Origin of the sequence: Sorangium sp. So ce296, from assembly GCF_051529605.1 — a bacterium.
GTDB classification, from domain to species: domain Bacteria; phylum Myxococcota_A; class Polyangia; order Polyangiales; family Polyangiaceae; genus Sorangium; species Sorangium cellulosum_D.
In genome coordinates this window covers 6,574,344-6,592,281 of sequence record NZ_CP150325.1, presented here as the reverse complement: position 1 = coordinate 6,592,281, position 17,938 = coordinate 6,574,344, and the positions used below count along the sequence as shown (strand labels likewise).

Annotated in this window: 17 protein-coding genes; 7 read left to right on the top strand and 10 right to left on the bottom strand. The window is 70.6% G+C overall.

All coding sequences use genetic code 11. The features are described 5' to 3' along the window. Positions 1 to 191: 191 nt before the first annotated feature. Positions 192 to 986 carry a helix-turn-helix domain-containing protein gene (locus WME98_RS24500; protein ID WP_437953463.1) on the bottom strand — a complete coding sequence of 265 codons (795 nt, stop codon included), beginning with the start codon at positions 984 to 986 and terminating at the stop codon, positions 192 to 194. A 383-nt stretch (positions 987 to 1,369) separates the two neighbouring features. Between WME98_RS24500 and WME98_RS24495 the strand changes: the two genes are divergently transcribed. Beyond that, complete coding sequence (locus tag WME98_RS24495; protein ID WP_437953462.1) at positions 1,370 to 2,350, top strand: SGNH/GDSL hydrolase family protein; 981 nt, start codon at positions 1,370 to 1,372, stop codon at positions 2,348 to 2,350. 57 nt (positions 2,351 to 2,407) lie between these two features. Here the strand turns inward: WME98_RS24495 and WME98_RS24490 are convergent, their stop codons facing one another. Together WME98_RS24490 and WME98_RS24485 are read right to left on the bottom strand one after the other, a co-directional pair. Continuing rightward, on the bottom strand, positions 2,408 to 3,688 hold the full coding sequence (locus WME98_RS24490) for an aminotransferase class I/II-fold pyridoxal phosphate-dependent enzyme (RefSeq protein ID WP_437953461.1): 1,281 nt from the start codon (positions 3,686 to 3,688) through the stop codon (positions 2,408 to 2,410). Further along, positions 3,672 to 5,312, bottom strand: a complete 1,641-nt coding sequence (locus WME98_RS24485) for an amino acid adenylation domain-containing protein (RefSeq protein WP_437953460.1) — start codon at positions 5,310 to 5,312, stop codon at positions 3,672 to 3,674. Before WME98_RS24485 ends, WME98_RS24490 begins: the two co-directional genes overlap by 17 nt. A 378-nt stretch (positions 5,313 to 5,690) precedes the next feature. Here WME98_RS24485 and WME98_RS24480 point away from each other — a divergent pair, with 378 nt between their 5' ends. After that, on the top strand, positions 5,691 to 6,512 hold the full coding sequence (locus WME98_RS24480) for an IS630 family transposase (protein ID WP_437948501.1): 822 nt from the start codon (positions 5,691 to 5,693) through the stop codon (positions 6,510 to 6,512). 29 nt (positions 6,513 to 6,541) lie between these two features. Here the strand turns inward: WME98_RS24480 and WME98_RS24475 are convergent, their stop codons facing one another. Together WME98_RS24475 and WME98_RS24470 are read right to left on the bottom strand one after the other, a co-directional pair. Beyond that, the gene (locus WME98_RS24475) at positions 6,542 to 6,838 is read right to left on the bottom strand and encodes a hypothetical protein (RefSeq protein ID WP_437953459.1); all 297 of its coding nucleotides are present in this window, start codon (positions 6,836 to 6,838) and stop codon (positions 6,542 to 6,544) included. A gap of 19 nt (positions 6,839 to 6,857) precedes the next feature. Further along, the gene (locus WME98_RS24470; protein WP_437953458.1) at positions 6,858 to 7,691 is read right to left on the bottom strand and encodes a GNAT family N-acetyltransferase; all 834 of its coding nucleotides are present in this window, start codon (positions 7,689 to 7,691) and stop codon (positions 6,858 to 6,860) included. 452 nt (positions 7,692 to 8,143) lie between these two features. Here WME98_RS24470 and WME98_RS24465 point away from each other — a divergent pair, with 452 nt between their 5' ends. Both WME98_RS24465 and WME98_RS24460 read left to right on the top strand, forming a co-directional pair. Then, positions 8,144 to 8,767, top strand: a complete 624-nt coding sequence (locus tag WME98_RS24465; RefSeq protein ID WP_437953457.1) for a discoidin domain-containing protein — start codon at positions 8,144 to 8,146, stop codon at positions 8,765 to 8,767. Next, positions 8,703 to 9,098 carry a hypothetical protein gene (locus tag WME98_RS24460; protein WP_437953456.1) on the top strand — a complete coding sequence of 132 codons (396 nt, stop codon included), beginning with the start codon at positions 8,703 to 8,705 and terminating at the stop codon, positions 9,096 to 9,098. The genes WME98_RS24465 and WME98_RS24460 overlap by 65 nt, the downstream gene beginning before the upstream one ends. Before the next feature lie 241 nt (positions 9,099 to 9,339). Here the strand turns inward: WME98_RS24460 and WME98_RS24455 are convergent, their stop codons facing one another. Next, positions 9,340 to 10,776: an FAD-dependent monooxygenase gene (locus tag WME98_RS24455; RefSeq protein WP_437953455.1), complete on the bottom strand. Its 1,437-nt coding sequence runs from the start codon at positions 10,774 to 10,776 to the stop codon at positions 9,340 to 9,342. A 68-nt stretch (positions 10,777 to 10,844) separates the two neighbouring features. On the opposite strand from WME98_RS24455, the gene WME98_RS24450 reads away from it, so the two are divergent. Beyond that, positions 10,845 to 11,471 carry a TetR/AcrR family transcriptional regulator gene (locus tag WME98_RS24450; protein WP_437953454.1) on the top strand — a complete coding sequence of 209 codons (627 nt, stop codon included), beginning with the start codon at positions 10,845 to 10,847 and terminating at the stop codon, positions 11,469 to 11,471. A 168-nt stretch (positions 11,472 to 11,639) separates the two neighbouring features. Here the strand turns inward: WME98_RS24450 and WME98_RS24445 are convergent, their stop codons facing one another. Next, complete coding sequence (locus tag WME98_RS24445; protein WP_437953453.1) at positions 11,640 to 13,619, bottom strand: hypothetical protein; 1,980 nt, start codon at positions 13,617 to 13,619, stop codon at positions 11,640 to 11,642. A 285-nt stretch (positions 13,620 to 13,904) separates the two neighbouring features. On the opposite strand from WME98_RS24445, the gene WME98_RS24440 reads away from it, so the two are divergent. Together WME98_RS24440 and WME98_RS24435 are read left to right on the top strand one after the other, a co-directional pair. After that, the gene (locus tag WME98_RS24440; RefSeq protein ID WP_437953452.1) at positions 13,905 to 14,438 is read left to right on the top strand and encodes a hypothetical protein; all 534 of its coding nucleotides are present in this window, start codon (positions 13,905 to 13,907) and stop codon (positions 14,436 to 14,438) included. Positions 14,439 to 15,113: 675 nt separating this feature from the next. After that, positions 15,114 to 15,662: a hypothetical protein gene (locus tag WME98_RS24435; protein ID WP_437953451.1), complete on the top strand. Its 549-nt coding sequence runs from the start codon at positions 15,114 to 15,116 to the stop codon at positions 15,660 to 15,662. Positions 15,663 to 15,740: 78 nt separating this feature from the next. Here the strand turns inward: WME98_RS24435 and WME98_RS24430 are convergent, their stop codons facing one another. Genes WME98_RS24430 through WME98_RS24420 form a run of 3 tightly spaced genes read right to left on the bottom strand, consistent with a single transcriptional unit; the run spans position 15,741 to position 17,937 of the window. Further along, entirely contained in the window at positions 15,741 to 16,268 is a 528-nt protein-coding gene (locus tag WME98_RS24430) for a hypothetical protein (protein ID WP_437953450.1), read from the bottom strand. Further along, positions 16,265 to 17,167 (bottom strand): DUF692 domain-containing protein, encoded by a 903-nt coding sequence (locus WME98_RS24425; RefSeq protein ID WP_437953449.1) that lies wholly within the window; start codon positions 17,165 to 17,167, stop codon positions 16,265 to 16,267. The genes WME98_RS24430 and WME98_RS24425 overlap by 4 nt, the downstream gene beginning before the upstream one ends. Next, positions 17,164 to 17,937: a hypothetical protein gene (locus tag WME98_RS24420; protein ID WP_437953448.1), complete on the bottom strand. Its 774-nt coding sequence runs from the start codon at positions 17,935 to 17,937 to the stop codon at positions 17,164 to 17,166. Before WME98_RS24420 ends, WME98_RS24425 begins: the two co-directional genes overlap by 4 nt. Position 17,938: the final 1 nt, after the last annotated feature.

Genomic DNA, 17,938 nt, shown 5'->3' with positions numbered 1-17,938 from the left:
CCGATCACGGGCGAAGGCGTGTTACTCTTGGTAAGTTACCTTTGGTAGATTTCCTTGTCAAGGCAGGGGCGGACCTCGCTGGAGCGCCAGCGAGCTGCCCGCGATCCGTTCATCGGCGCGACCGCGCGCGCGTCGCGGCCGAGCTGCTGCGTGTCGTCCGAGCTCCGTGCCCTGAGGCGCCGAGCGGCCCGTCACCTCTTTCGATACGCGCCGGGCGTCATCCCCGTACGGCGCTTGAACGCCGTCGTCAGGTGCCCCTGGTTGGAGAAGCCGCAAGCCAGAGCGATCTCGGCGATGGACAGCCGCTCGTCCCGGAGCATGGTCATCGCCCGCTCGACGCGGCGCGAGAGCACGTACTGATAGGGAGTCTGGCGAAAGGCGTGCTTGAACAGGCGCGAGAAATGGTCGGGCGAGTAGCCCGCCATCCCCGCCAGGTCGACAAGCCCGAAGTTCGAGGAGAGCTCGCTGTCCACGAATTTCTCGATCTTGGTGCGCTGGCTGATCGAGAGGCTCGTGCTGCGCAGCGAGCTCTCCGCCTTCGCCCCCGCGCCGTACCGCGCCGAGAGATAGGAGGCCAGCGCCAGGGAGAGCGACTGGACGTACACGGCTCCCAGGTACTCCTGCCCCTCGGCCTGCGCCTGGAGCCGGAGGACCAGATCGACCACGTGGGCGTCGACCAGGCCGAACTGCGGGCCCCGCTCCGGAACCAGGCCGGGGGACGGAGACGAGCAGAGGGCCAACATCGATGCTTCGGGGAAGTTCACGGCCGTGCACACGGACGGCCGCCCCCGCCACTCGACGCTGTGGAGCCTGGTCCTCCGCGGCAAGAGGTCCATCATGCCCGAGAGCCGCTCGAAGGAGTGCTCCCGGACCTCTCCCGAGGTCGGGTCCGCGAAGCAAATGTGCACCTGCGAGGGGCCTCCCGTCCAGACCAGGACCGCATCCGATTCGTTGGAGAGCGCCTCGAACCGGCCGCTTTCGGGCACGTGCCCGATCCGCAGAGGCAGCCCCACCCAGTCCGATCCGGTGAGCGCCACTCCGTACTTTGCTGGAAGCTTCGCGGTCATGCTCGGGGTCGCCCGGAGCATCGTCGGCATCGAGGAACACAGCGGTCAAGCCCTTCGTGCGCGGGCCGCGCCGCCAGCGCGCAGCTCTGCTCGCTTGCGCCGAGCGGATCGGACCCAGCACGTCGAGATCCTGAAAACCTTCGCCGGGAATTTGAACGACATCGCTGCGAGCGCCTCGTACCCTTCCGCCACTTCTCGCAGAGGCTGCGCGGGCGGTGCGGCAATGCGCCGAGCCCGCCGAATATAGGCCATAAACATAATTTTCCACCACTTGGTCGCCTACGACCGGGAGCGCTGCTCACATGTCGCCTTCGACGTCTCCGCTTCTCGTCCGCCGTGGTGCATTCGGCGCCCTCGCCCGCGCGATTCCCCTCGCGGGCCTCCTCTTCGTCGGCTCACTGGCCTGCTCCAGCGATTCTGACGGGTCGTCCGCGGGCTCGGGCGGGTCTGGAACGGCCACTTCCGGCGGCGCTCCGGCGAGCGGAAGCGGCGCGTCGACAACGAGCGGGGCGGGCAGCGCGACCGGAACCGGTGGATCCGGCGGGGGGGCGACCACGGGGAGCGGCGCGACGACCAGCGCCGGCGAGGGCGGCGCGAGCTCTTCCACGAGCGCGACCTCCGGCGGCTCGGGCGGCGGTGGGGGCGCTCCCGATCCGGGGTTCCAGCCTTGCCCCGCGACGGGCCCCTGCAAGGTCCTGCCCCTCGGGGACTCGATCACCTTCGGTCTCGGCTTCGACGGCGGGTACCGGGTCGAGCTCTTCCGCCTGGCCTTGCAGGACGACCACGAGATCACCTTCACTGGCACGCAGCAGAAGAACGGCCCCGCGATGGTCGACGGCGTGACGTTCCCCCGCAACCACGAGGGGATCAGCGGGCAAACCATCCAGCAGATCGCCGGTCGCGTGCCGAGCCCGGCGCTCAACGAGATGCCGCACATCGTGCTGCTCCACGCGGGCACGAATGACATGGTGCAAGGCGCGAACGGCGCCAACACCCGCCTTGCCGCTCTCCTGGACGAGCTCATCGCCGAGGCGCCCGACGCGCTGATCGTCGTGAGCAACATCATCCCTCTGCCGGCCGCCGCGAACGCGGTCAATACGTTCAACGCCACCATCCCCCCGATGGTCGAGGAGCGGGCCGCCGCGGGCGCGCACATCGTCTTCGCCGATCAGTTCACGGGTTTCCCCACGTCCGAGCTCGGCGACACCGTCCACCCCAATCAGGCGGGTTACGCCCGGATGGCGCGCGTCTGGTACGAGGCGATCGAAGGCTACCTGAGGTGAGCCTGCCTGGGGTCGAGGGGTGGGCGGCGCGCTCCCAGGGTCGAGGGGCGCGGTCGATCAACCGGCCTCGGCGGGGCGCAGCGGCGCGCCGGTGCGCGTGAGGTAGTCGCGCACGCGCGCAAAGCCCTGGAGCAGGTGCTCGTGCACCTGCTCCTCGGTGTTGGCCGAGGTGATGGTGATCCGCAGCTCCTCCTTGCCCCTCGGGATCATCGGGTAGGGCCCGAGGGTCAGGAGCACGCCAGCGTCGAACAGGATGCGCGACGCCTCGATCAGCCGCTCGTTGTCCCCGCACCACACGCTCACGATGGGGAAGTAATTGTCGTTGTCGACGTGGAACCCGAGCGCGCGCAGCCCGTCGACCGCGAGCCTGGTCAGCCGGTAGAGGCGGCGGCGGAGCTCGTCGCCGCGCGCCGCGTTCACGTGGATCGCGGCGAGCAGGGTGGCGAGCGACGCGGTCGGGCACGGCCCGGAGAGGTCGTACGGCGTGGCGTACGCCTTGAGGAAGGCCTTGGTCGTCCTGCTGCACGCGACGCCGGCGGCCAGCGACGAGAACGCCTTCGAGAAGCCGCCGACGTACATGATGCCGTCCGACTCGTAGCCGAGGCCGTGGTGCCGGACGACGCCGTTGCCGCGGAATCCATACGGCATCTCCGCGGTGGGCCGCTCGCCGACCACCCCGAAGCCGTGCGCGTCGTCGACGTAGACCGCCGCGCCGTGCTCCCTGGCGAGCGCCGCGAGCCGGGGCAGGTCGACGTATTTGCCCGTCATGCTGTACACCCCGTCGACCAGGATGAGCTTCTTGGTGGCGGCGCGGTGCGCGCGCAGGTGCTCCTCGAGCCTGCCGAAATCGTCCTGCGGGAAGCTCAAGAGCTTGCAGCCGCTGTCGCGGGCCATCTTGGCGGCCTGGTACATCGTCATGTGCGCGAATTTGTCCAGGAACATGACCCCGTCCTTGCCCATGAGCGCCGGGATCACGCCCACGTGGACCAGCGTCACGGTGGGCAGGATCAAGAAGTCCTCGGCGCCGACGAGGCGCGCGAGCTCCTCCTCGCAGCGGGCGTAGAGGTGCGGGCTGGCCACCAGGCGGCACCAGCTCGGGTGCACGCCCCACTCCCGGAGCGCGGGCTCGACCGAAGCGATGATGTCCTCGTCCAGGTCGAAGCCGAGGTAATTGCACGACGCGAAGTCCGCGATCCAGCGCTCGCCGACGCGGATCATGCGGCCGTCGATCTGCGCGGCGTCGGCGTCGAACATCCGGCTCCGCTGCATCACCTCCTGGATGCTCGCGCGCTGGCTCTGGAGGTTCTCGCGGATGATCGCGTCAAATACGTTGTTCATCGCTGGCGCTCCGTGTGCGGATGAGGAGCTGACGGTCGACCTTGCCGGTGGACGTATAAGGGAATTCGCTCACCACGATGATCTCCCACGGAAGCATGTAATGCGGCAGCCGCCCCTCCAGGAAGCGCATCACGTCCTCGGGTCGCACCCGCGTCGCGCCCTCGCGCGCGAGCACGAAGGCGTGCAGCGTGCTGCCGTAGCGCGGGTGCGGGATGGGCACGACGACGGCCTGCGCCAGCTCGGCGTGCTCGGACAGCGCGGTCTCCACGTCGCCGAGCTCGACCCGGTGGCCGCGCGTCTTCACCATGTTGTCCAGGCGCCCATGGTAGATCAGCGTGCCGTCGGGCAGGCGGCGCCCGTAATCCCCGGTGCGCCAGAAATGGGCCGGGTACGGGTGAAAGGGGCTCTCGACCCGCCGTTCCCGGGTCAGCTCGTCCTTGCCGAAATACCCGACGCAGACCGTGCCGCCGCGCACCCACAGCTCGCCGGGCTCGCCAGGCGCGCAGCGCCGGCCGCCCTCGCCGACCACCTCGATCTCCGTGTCGTCGACCTCGCGCCCGATGGGGATCGGGGCGTCGCCCTGGGGCGGCTCGCGGACCCAGTGACACGTCACGATGTTGGTCTCGGTCGGACCGTAGATGTTGGCCACCCGCGTGCGCGGCAGCGCGGCCATCAGCTTGCGCAGGAGCGCCGGCGGAAAGGGCTCGCCCGCGTACATGATCACCCGCAGCGGCACCGCGGCGTCGAGCCCGCCCTTTTCGAGCAGGGTCACGAACGTCGACGGCGTCGTGTAAAGCACCGTCGCGCGCTCGTCCCGCAGCATGGCGACGTACTCGCGGTGGCGCTGCGCCGAGCTCTTGCCCGCCTCGCGGGCCTTGCGCCGGTCCTTGATCAGGAGCGTCGCGCCGGCCGCGAGCGTGTTGAACACGTCGAACACCGAGAGGTCGAAGTTCAAGGGCGCGCGCGAGGCGACGCGATCGTCGCGGTCGATCTCGAACTCCGCGGCCATCCAGTCGACGAACGTCCGCGCGTTGCGGTGCGTGAGCATCACGCCCTTGGGCACGCCGGTCGAGCCCGAGGTGTAAAGGATGTAGGCGAGGTCGTCCGACAGGATCGGCCGCCGCGGCGGCGCCGCGGGCGGGAGCGCGAGGACCTCGGACCAGGCGACGAGCCGCGCGGCCGCCGGGGCGGCGGCGGACGCCGGCGGCTCCGCGCCGAGGAGCACCAGCGCCTCGACGCCCTCGCAGCGGGCGAGCTGCTCCCAGTCGGGATAGGCGACCGGATCGACGAGCAGCACGCGCAGCCGCGCGTCGGCGATGATCTCCGCGAGCCGCGCGGGCGGGGACTGCACGTCGAGCGGCACGTAGGCGCGGCCGGCTGAGAGGATCCCGATCGCCGCCGCGACCGAGTCGCGGGTGACGGCGGCCGAGAGCCCCACGAGGCGATCGGCGTCCCGGCACAGCCCGGCGCCGCCGTGGGCGCCGGCGGAGAGCAGCCGCGCCACCTTGGCGGCGAGCGCCTCGAGCGCGCCATACGTCACGTCGGCGCCCTCCTCGCGGATCGCCGTGCGCGTCGCGTGGTCCCGGAAGGCGCCGGCGAGCGCCTCGTGCAGCAGGTAGGTCATCGTTCCCTCGTGCTTGTGGCGGCTAGTGGACTGTTCGATAAGTTTTTTAACATATTCCCCGGGGTGGCGTAAGCTTCGGCATGCGAGGACGACCACCCAGGAAGATCGAGCTGTCGCAGGAGGATCGGGCGTACCTGGAGCGGCTGGTGCGCGATGGACGGACCGAGCAACGCGTGGCTCGCCGAGCTCGGGTGCTCTTGGCCATGGCAGACCCGGCGACGGTCGTGGAGGAACTGGCGACGCACGTGGAGCAGAGGCGCGAGAGCATCTGGCACCTCTGCCGTCGGTACGAAAAGGTGGGGGTTCGGGCGGTCGAGGACGCCCCTCGCGAGGGTCGGCCCCGGGCTTTTTCCCCCTCTGCAACGCGTCGGCCTCGAGATGCTCGCCTGTTGTGAGCCCGCAGGGCTCGGGCTGCACATGACGCACTGGTCGACGCGCAGCCTGGCGAAGGTGGCGGCTGAGCGTGGGCTGGTGCCGAAGATCGCGCACTCGACCGTCTCGCTGATCCTGCGTACCGCCGATCTGCAACCCCACCGTTCGCGGTACTGGAAGACGCCCACGATCGATGCCGACTTCGAGAGGAGGGTGACGCGCATCCTGTGGTGCTACGAAAGAGCCTCGGATCTAGCCGCGCGCGGCGAGCTTGTACTTTGCTTCGACGAGAAGCCGAACATCCAGGTGCTCGAACGCCGGCGACCGACGCGCCCCGTGAGGCCCGGCCAGGCCGAGCACCAGGAGTTCGAGTACATCCGGCACGGGACGGTGAACTTCGCCGCGGTCCTCGATGTGCACACGGGCAAGATGCGCGGATGGTGCCCCAACCGGAACGATAGCGAGCACCTGCGCGCGATCCTGCCCGAGTTACTCCACGAGTGCTGCGATGCGCGACGCGTGCACCTGATCTGGGACGGAGCCCCGTCCCACGTCGCACAGGAGACCACCACCCTGCTGCGTACCCTCTACCCGCACGTCCGCGTGCTCGTGACGCCAGCGCACGCCTCGTGGCTCAACCAGGCTGAGTTGCTGCTCCGCGCGTTCAGCGAGCGCTACCTGAAGCGCGGCAGCTGGAACAGCCGCCAGCAGCTCGTCGAGCACCTGGACGCGAGCTGGCGAGAGTACGACCAGCTCTACGCTCACCCGTTCAGGTGGTCCTGGACGCGGCAGAAAATGCACCGCTGGGTTGAGCGGCATGCCGCGTGATTATGTTAAAAAACTTATCGAACAGTCCACTAGCGCTCGCCGCGAACGTCGGTGGGCGCGCGAAAGTCGCGCGGGCGAAACATGTATCCTGCGGCGATGGGCCCGATCGCGAAGGCGCGCGCGAGGGCGTATCCGGCGGAGGCGAACATCCGCTCGAGGTGGCCGCGATCGTAGGCGAACGAGCGCAGGCCCTCGGCCGAGGTGAACAGCACGCCGCGATCGGTGACCGAGGTGTCGAGCGCGGCGTACCCGTTCTGCGCGCCCCCGTTGCTCGCGTAGAACTGCAGGACCGCAGCGTCCGTCGTATCGAGAAGCATGCTGCTCATGCGGCCTCGCCGGCGGATTCTACACCAGCGAGCGCCGCCAGTACGAGCGGGTGCAGACCCGCTGAAACCCCAGCTTCAGCACCGCGGGGTTCGAGTGCGCGCTGGCGGCGGCCGTCTGAAACGCGAAGCGAGCGCCCCGCGCGCGCGCGAACGCGAGGCCGTGGAGCATCAGGAACGCGTACAGCCCGAGCCGGCGGTAGGCCGGGAGCGTGCCGCCCTCGGCGTACAGGGCGCAGCCGTCGCAGAAGCCGACGACGCGCGACGAGGCCGGGACGCCGTCGACCAGCGCGAGGAAGCAGTGCACCTCGACGCCCGGGAGACACCGGTCGCGGAGGTTCTGCGCGAGCTTGCGCCGGACCGCGTCGGGCAGCTCGTTGGACGTGCCGTCGACGTCGACGAACGCGGGAAAGAGAGGGTCGTCCGGTCCGGCGAGCCGGACGGCCCGCACGCGCTCGACCGGGAGGCGGAGCGCGGCCTCGGGCGGGGAGCCGTCGGGCGCGGGGCCGCGCAGGTCGAGCAGGTGGCAATTCTCGGCTTCGCCCGGGATCTCGGCATACCCCGCCGCGGCGAGCTGGGCGCGCAGACCGGGAGCGCTCTCGGGATCGAGGTAGACGGCGGGGGGCAGGCCGCGCGCCGCGTAGAAAGCCTCGACGGCCGCGAGGACGTCGGGGCCCGAGCGCGACACGGCCTGGGCGCAGTTGTAGTAGCCCGCGTCGGCGTCGGCCATGTACGTGAGCTGGTAGTCGTCCGTGTCCACCAGCTCGTCATAGTACATCGCGGCCCAGACCGCGTTGTTGGCGCGGACGAGGCGGTGGATCGAGGCGCTCCGGGGCGAGGTGCCGGCGGCGCTCATGTCACGCCGGCGCGCCGTTCGGGGACGCCAACCGAGGTCCGGTGCCCTGCTGCGTTCATAGGAGATCCCTCGTCCAGGCGGTTACGAGCTGCGCATGTCTGGATCGCAATCCAGGAATCGGAAACGGCCCATCTCACGGCCAACACACGACTGACATGCATCCTTTATCCTGAAGAAAGGTGGAAGCGCAAGCAAAGCATGAGGCTGTCATCCGGAGCCGATCGCGCGGCAGGGCTTGACATTCCCAGTAGAAATCGCACCTTATCTCTTTGAGACTTTCACTCTTACTTGGTAGCATCACTACGCACACTTGTGTCTTGAGGCGGGCAACAATCCGCCCGAAGGAGAATACCTTGAGCTTACGCACTACCGCTCCCACAATGTGTGTCGCCTTGGCGCTTGTTCTCTTGGGCTGCGCTGGAGATGCCGACACGGGCGCTGGCGAGGGCTCGATGACGGACGGCGATCAGGTCATCGACCAGAAGCCATCATCGCTCGCGGCGCCGGGCTGCACGGTTCGCCTCACGCCGGCGAGCCTCGTCGCCAGCGTCGCGCAGGCCGAGAACCCGGCAGCGAACGTCGCGGATGGCAACCTGGCCACCCGCTGGTCGGGCCGCGGTAAGGGCGCCTACGTGACCGCAGACCTGGGCACGACGCAGAGCATCTGCGGCATCTCTCTGGGTTGGTACAACGGCGGAGTCGATGGACGCATCTATGACTACGCGCTCTCGACGTCCACGGACGGTCGCAATTTCTCGCCGCTCGTCTCGGGGAAGAGCCTGCCGAGCACGTCGCTCCAGCCGGCTGAATTCCAGCCCGTCAACGCGCGTTACGTCCGTCTCACGGTGAACGGGAACACCGTGAACGACTACGCCAGCGTGACGGAGCTTCAGATCGCCGGCAGCGCGGCCCCCGCCAGCCCCTTCGTACATCCTGGCATCCTGGTCAGCAAGGAAGGAGACCTGCCGCGACCTCGGGCATACCCAGATGGGCATGAGCTCGCTCGCGAACATGGCAGAGACCCTCCGCATCCAGGGCGACCCTCGCAGCGCCTACGGCGACGACCCGGAGCATGACGAGAACCGTCTGCGGGAGTCGCTCGAGTTGAACGCCGACTACGTGCTGCAGTACCTCGACAACACGCGCAATCGGGTCGGCGTGGAGGTCTCCCCCGCGGGCTGGATGCCGGCGCGGAGCTGGCCTTGCAGCAGCTTCTCCAAGAACGCCGGCGGCCACTCGGCGGTGATGGGCTGGGAGATCGGGTACAACGAGTTCCACAACCGGCGCGGCATCAGCATGCCGAAGACCGAGGCGCTCATCGCACGGGTGAGGGCGATGAGCAGCGCTTCCACGCGGTTCGGCAACCACATCGGCTGGGAGACGCTGACGCACGCGGGCGCGCCCTAGCACCTGGCCTGGTTCCACCGACCAGGCGTGCGGCCAGGGATCCTAAAAAAACCACGGAGGTCCTACCCGCTGTCACGTTGGCACCGGCAGCGCTGGAGCCGATGGGGGCGCCGGCAGCTCCTGCCACAGACGCGCACGTCAGCGCATCCCACCTACGACCCCGCGATCTCATCCCGGCGCGGGAGATGGCCCCTTCGGGACCTCGAGCCTGGCGGCGCGGCGACGGGCGCGTCGCTCTGATTCAGAACCAGCGCGCGAGCGCGTCGTCGAGCGACGTCGACGACGCGTCTGTCCACGCGATGCAGCCGTCGGGGCGAACGAGCATCGACGGGCCGCCTTGGGTGCGTGCAACTTGCACGCCTTGCGGGAGTGACCGCTCCAAAGGCGAGATGAAGAGGCCGCCTCCGTTCTCCATCAGCGTGTAGAGCCGCTCTTCGCTGCCGCCTTTGAGCGTGAGGAGCTGGTCCTTCGCGAGCGTGCCGACGAGCGGGTCGTCGTCACCGAGGTCGTAACGAATGCCGACGCCCGTGAGCATCTCGCCGAAGTAGCGATTGCCTGCGGGCAGCTTCATCAGGTCGCTCACGATGGCGCGGAGCGCGCTCGTCAGCGGGTCAGGACGCATGAGCGCGACTTGCGCGCGGGTGTTTTCGAGGACGCGCGCGGCGACGGGATGGCGCTCGGCGGTGTACGAGTCGAGGAGATGCTCGCGCCCCTTCACCGCCGCGGCGAGCTTCCAACCGAGGTTCGCGGCGTCGACGAGGCCGAGGTTCAGGCCCTGGCCGCCGAAGGGCGAGTGGACGTGCGCGGCGTCACCGGCGAGAAAGACGCGGCCCATCCGGTAGGTCGTCGCTTGCCGCGCGTTGTCGGTCCAGCGCGTCGCCATCGTCATCGACAGGATCTTGACGTCGGTGCCGCTCACGCGCTGGATCGCCGCCTCGACCTCGGCTCGCGTGATCGGCGCATCGCGGTGGGGCGGCGGCCCGTTGAACTCCGCCGTGAAGACGCGCCCCGGCGTCGGTCCGGACGCGACGAGGCCGCGCGGCGTCCGGTGCCAACCCGTCGGCAGCTTCTCGGGCGCATCGAGCTCGACGACAGCCTGATAGCCGGTGATGGTCGGATCCGTGCCGGGGAACTCGAAGCCGGCGAGCTTGCGGACGCGGCTCCGGCCGCCGTCGCAGCCGACGAGGTACTTCGCGCGCAGCGGGCCCGCGCTCGTCTGCACGGTCGCGCCGTCGTCGTCCCGCTCGAGACCTTCCACCGTGATGCCGCGACGGATGTCGATCCCGAGCTCCGTCGCGCGCGCGATCAGGATCTTCTCGAGCGCCTCTTGCGGCACGGGGCGCATGCGGCGCTCCGGGTCGCGCTGGAGGCCCTGGTCGATCAAGAACAGTCCAGAAAAATGGCCTCCCGGCTTCTTCACCGGTCCAGGTCCGAAGCGGGCCTTCAGCGCCGGCATCATCAGCGCCATGGCGGCGCGCTGCTCGTCGTCGAGCGCGCCCGCGAGCCCGCGTCGTTCCAGCGCCTCGGCCGCCACCGCGCCGACCGCGGCGGCCTTTATCGTGCGGTCGGGCTCCACGAGCCGCTCCAGGACGAGCGGCTTCACGCCCGCGACCGCGAGCTCGATCGAGAGGAAGAGCCCGACCGGACCAGCGCCTACGATGACCACGTCCTGAGCCATGACGCAAAACTTATACTCGGTAAATATTTGTGCAAGCATAATTTTTGTCTTAGTCTAAGATTCGATCCATGGGCGAGCTCCGCGAAAGGAAGAAGCGCGAGACCAGGCAGCGGATCTCCGACGTCGCGACGGAGCTGTTCTTCGCGCGCGGCTTCGACGCGGTGACGGTCGAAGAGATCGCCGCCGCCGCCGATGTCTCCAAGATGACGGTGTTCAACTACTTCGCGCGCAAGGAAGACCTCCTCTTCGATCGCGAGGACGAGGTGAAGCTGCTCCTGCGCGAGGCCATCGGCGAGAGGCCGCCAGGGCAGTCGCCGATCGACGCGCTCCGCGGCCTCGTCGACAGGCTGTGCGAGCAGAAACACCCGTTCGCGCGCGTCGATAGCCAGACGGTCGGCTGGTGGCGCGTCGTCGCGGCGAGCCCGTCGCTCAAGGCGCGCCTCCGCGAAATCGGGGACGAGGTGGTCGAGGGGCTCGCGATCGATCTCGCTGGTCCGAAGCCCGATGGCCTCGCGCGGCTCGTCGCCGGCATGGTCGTGCTGACGTGGCGCACGGCGTACGGCGAGGCGATCCGCGTGTTCGAGCGCGGAGGCTCGGCGAAGAGGGCGAACGCCGCGTTCATCGCGTTGATCGATCGCGGCTTTGCGGCCGCTCACGGCATGGCGGCGAGCTCGAGCTGGCAGACGACCGGATGACCCATCCCCATCCAGGGGTTCGCGCGTCATGCATCGTTGACCGGCGCGACCTGTCCCCGCTGCCATCGCGCCGGCGCTTTGCCCTCGCCGGAGGCGAGGCGCGCGGCCGGAGGCTCGGTGCCCAGGTGGGCTGCCTCCTCGGCCCCGGCGCGGCGGGCGCCGGGCGGCTCACGGCACCGCGTGGCCGTCGACCCGGAGCTGGAACAGGAAGTACGGCGGGATGCAGGCGCCCTCGCCCGAGCTCGTCCTGGCGCACACGTAGTCCTCGCGGCAGGGCGCCTCGCTCGAGCAGCGGCGCAGGCCCGCGGGCGCGACGTGGCGGCTCAAGCACTCGGTGAACGGTGTCCCGCCGGCGAGGCAGCGATTGAACGGATCGAGCACGGCGATGGCGCCGCAGACGCCCTCCGCCGGGAGCGCGCCGCAGCTGCCGGTGCACATGCCGCCCGGGAACCCGACAGGGCTCGTGTTGCACACCGCGGCGGGGGGGCACGCCCCGGGCTGCGCCGCCGCGGCGCGGTCACGGTGCGGGTCGGCGTGGGGGACGACGGCGCCGACCTGGCAGGGGTCGCCGACCTCCGGCGCCGCCGGCAGGCAGACGCCGACGGTCGTCCGGTCCTCTCGCGGCGCGTCGTACGCGGAGCACACGAGCCCCTCCGCGCACGTCCAGTCCGCGAAGCTCGGATCGCCCAGCCCGCAGCGGGCGCCGTACCCGGCGCGGGCGCCGTCGGCCCGCTCGGGATACGGCACGCCGTGGTCCGGCGCCGCGCCCCGGGCGACGGCCTCGACCACCGCCTGCCGGCGCGGGAGATCGCCCGCGAGGTGCGCCGACTCGGCGGCGGCGAGCGCGTCGAGGGCGCGGCCGGGAGGCTCCTGCCCGAGCAGGTGGAAGCCGGCGATCGATCCGCTCTGGTGGCACCCGGGGCAGGTCATCTGGTCGAGCCGCCGGAGCAGCCCCTCCGGCGAGCGGACGCGCGTGAGGCCGCCGAAATCGACGCCGCCGAAATCGCGGGGCTCGAACAGGACGCGGAACGGCCGGTTGGCGCGGCGCGCGAGCCCGTGGGGCGTGGCCGACAGCGCCTTCGTGGCGAGGAACTCGACGGGCAGGAGCGCGGTCCCCTCGTCGATGCGCGCGAGGTTCTCGGGGGCCGACAGCCAGGCGCGCAGCCGGTCGCGCTGCTTCGGGTCGCGGGCGATCCGGGCGACGTCGGGGGTGTTCTCGAGGGCGAGGGGCGCGTAGCGACCGGCGCGCGCGTCCCAGCGGAAGGCGCGGAGCACGTACTCCGCGTGCCCGCCGAGGTCCGGGCGCACGGTGGACGGCCAGCGGACGCTCTGCAGGTTCACCACGAGCCGCGCGAGGTTCGCGCGATCGACGGCCGGGGGAGCGAGCGGGCCGTCGGCCGAGGTGAGCCAGCGGGCGAGCGCCGGGCCGGAGAGCTCCGCCGCGCGCGACCAGGCCTGCGCGAGGCGGCGGCACGAGGGCGCGTCGCCGCCGGGGGCGAGGAGCTCGAACGCCGCGGTCATCGGGAGGCGCGAGGCGGCGGTCGCGCCGTCCGGGGTCTTCGCGGCGTAGGCCAGCCGGTACACGAGGCGGGTCTCGCCGCAGGCCGAGGCGTGGAACGGGCGGCGATCCATCCGGTTCACCACGCCGATGAGCTCGAAGCGGGCGCCCTCCGCGGAGAGCCACCGCTCGTCGAAGAGGCGGTGGGCGTGGCGCGCGACGCTCGTCCCGCTCCTCGGATCGGCGCGCTGGACCTGCCGCAGATCCTCCGCGAGCACGCCGGCGACCGACGCGAGCTCGGGGGTGCGGGACAACGCGGAGAGCGCGACCGGCGCGCGCGGCGCTCCGGTGAGCACCGCGCCGAAGTCGAGGCCCGCGGCCTCGAGCTCGGCGAGCGCCGCGCGATCCGTGATGAGCAGGAGAGGCCGCCCCGCCGGCGCGCTCTCCTGCCGCGCAACGCCGGGCGCCGGCTCGCCCGCGGCCGAGGTGGCGGAGGGAGGCGGCGGGGCGGACGGCTGCACCGCCGCGCCCGCGGCGTCCTGGCGCGGCGCGGAGGGGCGCTCGGACGCCCGCCACGAGCACCCGGCGATGCCGGCGCCGGCCGCCAGCGCGGCGAAGGCGAGGGCGTGGCGGAGGCGGCGGGCGCGCATGCGGTCAGGCTACACCGGCGCGCGCGACGGCGCGCAGCGCGGTTCGAGCAGCGGCGCACGGAAGCGTGGAGCGACGGGTCGTCGACGCGTTCCACCGGCTCGTGGGGTGACGGCACGATCTGGCCGACAGGGCGCCGATGTCATACGACCTAGCGATCGAACGGGCTCTTCGTCGACACAGCACGCCCCGGTCCGGATCTTGCCGGGGCCGCAGCCGGAGGCTTTGAAATGCGGAATTATTGGGGATTGCTGCTTGTGGCGAGCGGGCTTCTGGGGGGATGGGCCATGGGGTGCTTGCCCGGGGACGGCGGGTCGAGCTCCAGCGGGAGCAACGGGTCGAGCTCCGACGGGAGCGGCGGCTCGGACGGCTGCGGTTGCGTGGAGGACACGATCCGCTGGGGATACTTCGGTGGGTTCACCCCGAACGAGGAGACCAGCGCGCTCTCGCCGTGCCGTGACTTCTCGTTCGAGCGGCGCGCGATCCGGGGCGACACGCTGCTGATGACGTGCTCGCAGGAGCTCGAAGCCTGCGAGGAGGGGGTGAGCGCCGGCGACGTCGCGAATGCGCTCGGCCATCCCGATGTCGTCGCGGCGCTCGCGGCGGCGCCTGTGCTGTACGGGAGAGACGCGCGACCCGTGGACGGGAGCTTGTTCCGGATCCAGGTCGACGGCGCGGTCGTCGATGTCGGGTACGAATGCGGGGAAGCGCCGGCCTGCGTCCCGATTCCGGACGGGGTGGCCGCGCTGGCCGACGTGCTCCGGACGCTCACGCAAGAGCAGCTCGCGCGCCAGACGTGCGGGGCCGTCACGACGCCGTGAGCGCGGGGGGGCGCGCGACGTCGCGGCCCGCGCGTTCGCTGCGCTTCTCGACAGAGGATCCACCGCTCGTGCGGTCGCTCCTCGAGATCACGAATCCGGTGCATGGATCCTCACGGTAGGCGTGCGCCAGGTCGATGCCGCGACGCGGCCAGCGGATAGGAAACCGTAGGGTCTGTGTTCGTCGAAAGCGCGCGCATCTTCCGTTCGCATCTCGGGCATCGCAAAGCATCGAAACGTGCTTTCATGAGCACGGCCCACTCGACGTAGCGCGACGTAGCGAACAAGCCCCTGCCCCACCTGCGCATCGCGCCGGTTATGCAATGAGGCGGCGACGCTCGTCGATCGGATCTTGCCCAACGCGCCTGTCAGGCAGTGGGTCGTGTCGCTTCCGCTCGAACTGCGTGCGCTTGCGGCAAACAACAAAAATCCGACGTCCTCGCGGAGTATGGAACGCATCTTCGCGGAGAAAATCGCCCGCGTGACCACGCGGCTCGCGAGCATCGCCGGCGCAAGGACGGGCTCGGTCGGGTCCCCTCATAGATTCGGATGCGCGAAAGACGGCTCGCCCGGCGCCATTTCCGCGAGGCTTGACACAGGCAAAATTTCTATGTTTTCGTGTCCGCGCCACGGCTAAAGAAAATCAAAATGGAAGGGCTCACGAGTATGTCGATCGTTATGAACACGAAGAACGGCGTTCGGGTGGGGCTTGGAGCATTGGCGCTCATCGGCAGCTTGCTCGGCAGCGCGCACGACGCGAAGGCGGCCACCGTCACCATCAGTGACGATCTGGAGTCGGGCGGCTGGGGATTTTGGGCCAGCAATTCTGCTCAAGGCGGAGGATTCTTAACCAGCTGGAGCTCGGCCCGTTCGCCATCGACGATAGCCTATTTGTACTATTCGCCCTCGGCCGGCTCGTCCGATTGGCTGCAATTTTACAAGGCGTTTACGACGACAGTGACCCCGACGTCGTGCTCGGCCAGCGTCTGGCTGCGGGGCAACGGCTTTGCCAATCATGGTTCGGTCGAGATGATCGACACTGCAACCTGGACCTATATCGGTTCGACGCCGTACTCGGGCGTGGGCACTGCGGCTTGGGTCAAGTACACGGTCAACAATACGTACGCGTGCACCAAGAACATCACGGTGCGCGTCACGATGGGGACGAGCCCGGGAGCGTGGGAGCAGGTCTACGTGGACGATGCTTCGATTAGCTGGAACTTCTGAGCGCCGCTCGAGGCACGCCCGGAAGCGTGCCTCGTCCGATCGCGCAATTCCGGCTATTTAGATAGTAGATAGACCGGCTCACCGAGCTCGCCATCGGGGGTCGCTCGCAGGGCCAGCGGGCGCCGCTGCGCCCGCGAGCGTCTGGACGACGGCATTCGAGGCGGGCTGCATCTGCCCGTGCCCGGGGTCGGCCTGCTCGCCGGGTTGCGCCTCGATCCAGCGGCGGAACAGGCCGGCCTCGCCCGGAGGGAAGAAGGCCGTGGGCGGCACCTCGGCGTGGTAGCGCCGGAACGCGGCGCTGAACTCCGCAGGATCGCGGTCGAACCACGCCTCGGCCTCGGGCGATCCACGCAGGAGCCGCTCGAAGCGGAGCCGCGCCACGAGCAGCGCCGACATCCGCACGCCGTCCTCGTCCGCGGCGATCAGCGCCCGCCGGAGCGCGGGCGGGAGCGCCGGATCTCCGGCCGCGGCGCGGAGCGCGGCCACGGGGTCCTCGGCGGTCATCGCGCGGGCCACGAGCGCTTCGTAACGCGCGTGCGCCTGCGCCCCGGTCAGCCGCGCCGCCGCGCGCTCCCCTGCCCTCCCGCCGCCCGCGCGCCCCGTCACCTGCGCCTCCCGCGCCGGCCGAGCACGCGCCGCGCGCGGCGCAGCTCCTCCCGCACGGCGGCCGCGTCGGCCGCGCCGTGCACCGTGCCCTCCATGCGCTCCAGCGTCACCCCGCGCAGGTTCGGGCACCGCGGCGCGACCTCTTCCAGGAGGCGCCACACCGGCTCCGGCACCGCGTCGTCGTGGCCGTCGAGCCGCATCACCCGGCCGGAAGGCAGCCAGCCCGGATCGCTCGGGCCGCCGCCGGACAGGTGGATCTCGATCACCCGCGCAAGATCGAGCCGGGCCACATACTCCGCCGGATCGAAGCCGAAGTTCTGCGCCATGGTGAAGACGTTGTGCAGATCGAGCAGCAGGTGCGTCCGCGGCGCTCTCAGGATGCGCCCGAGGAAGCGCGGCTCCTCCAGCGGATCGCCGAGCACGAAGTAGCTGACGCTGTTCTCGACGCCGACGTCCTCCACGACGGCCTGCATCTCCCGGAGCGCGCGGCGGGCGACGGCCGCGCTGTGCGCGCTCATCGGCAGCGGGAGCGGCAGCCCGGCCGAGAGCCCGGCCGGCGCGCTGACCCCGAGGTGATCGGTGTACCAGCGGAAGCGGAAGATCGCGTGATCGCGCCGGAGGGCCGCGCGCCACCGGGCGCGCCGGCCCGCGTCCGCGGCCGAGCCGCCGCCGATCGAGAAGCCCACGCCGTGCGCGACGAACGGCCGATCCGACCGGCGCGCGAGCTCGGCGAAGCGGCGGTGAAAGCCGTTCTCCTGGAGATCGGCCCCGGCCTCGTCCGGCGCGCGCCAGAGCGTCTCGGGCGCCACCTCGTAGTAGTCGGCGTCGCGCAGGATCGCCTCGCCGAGCAGATCGAGGAACGCCGCGTCGGGCTGGAGCGTGAGGCCGACCGGGATCAACGCGGGGGTGCCCCTCGCCCCTCGACCGCGAAGAAGTAGAGGAAGCGCCTGGACTTGGAGGGCACATGCCCCATGCCGCAAGCCATCATCCCGGTCTCGTCGACCCCCTCGACCTCGGTCCCGCATCCGCTGGCGATCGCCCAGCGCGCGCCCGCCGGCGGCGCCTTCACGAGCCGCGCCCGCACGCTCGCGGCCCGGGCCTCGAGGTTGTCCGCGCCGGCGCCGAGGCCCTTGCGGAGCAGCGCGCCGAGCGCGCCGATCCGCTTCGCCGCGATCGCGTCGTCGCGCTTCAGCAGCTCTTCCCGGTTCTCGGTCATGAGGCGCATCCGGTCGTAGATCGGGAGCGCGACGTCGAGCTGCGTCGCGGCGACGGGCACCTTGTCGGTCCTGACCACCACGAGGAGCGGCTCCCCGTCGCCGGCGCTCGGCACGAGCTTCTTCAGATCGGCCATGGTCGCGCAGACGACCTCGACGCCGGCGAGCGGGGCGATATCCCTGTCCGCGCCGAAGTTGAGCAGCTCGCCGAACGCGTGGCCGCGCTCCCACTTGGCGCCGTCGTCGGCGGGGATGACGAAGACGAGCAGCGCTCGTTTCGCCTGCCGGGCGCGGCGGAACGCCGCCGAGACCTGGACCAGCGACCCCGCGGCGGCCGCCGGCTTGCCCGTCTCGTCGCACGCGGCGCCGTCGCCGAACGCCTCGCGGAGGAACGCAGGCCACGCGGTGGCCGCGAGCCCAGCTGCAGTCGCTCCCAGCAAATGCCTGCGCTTCATG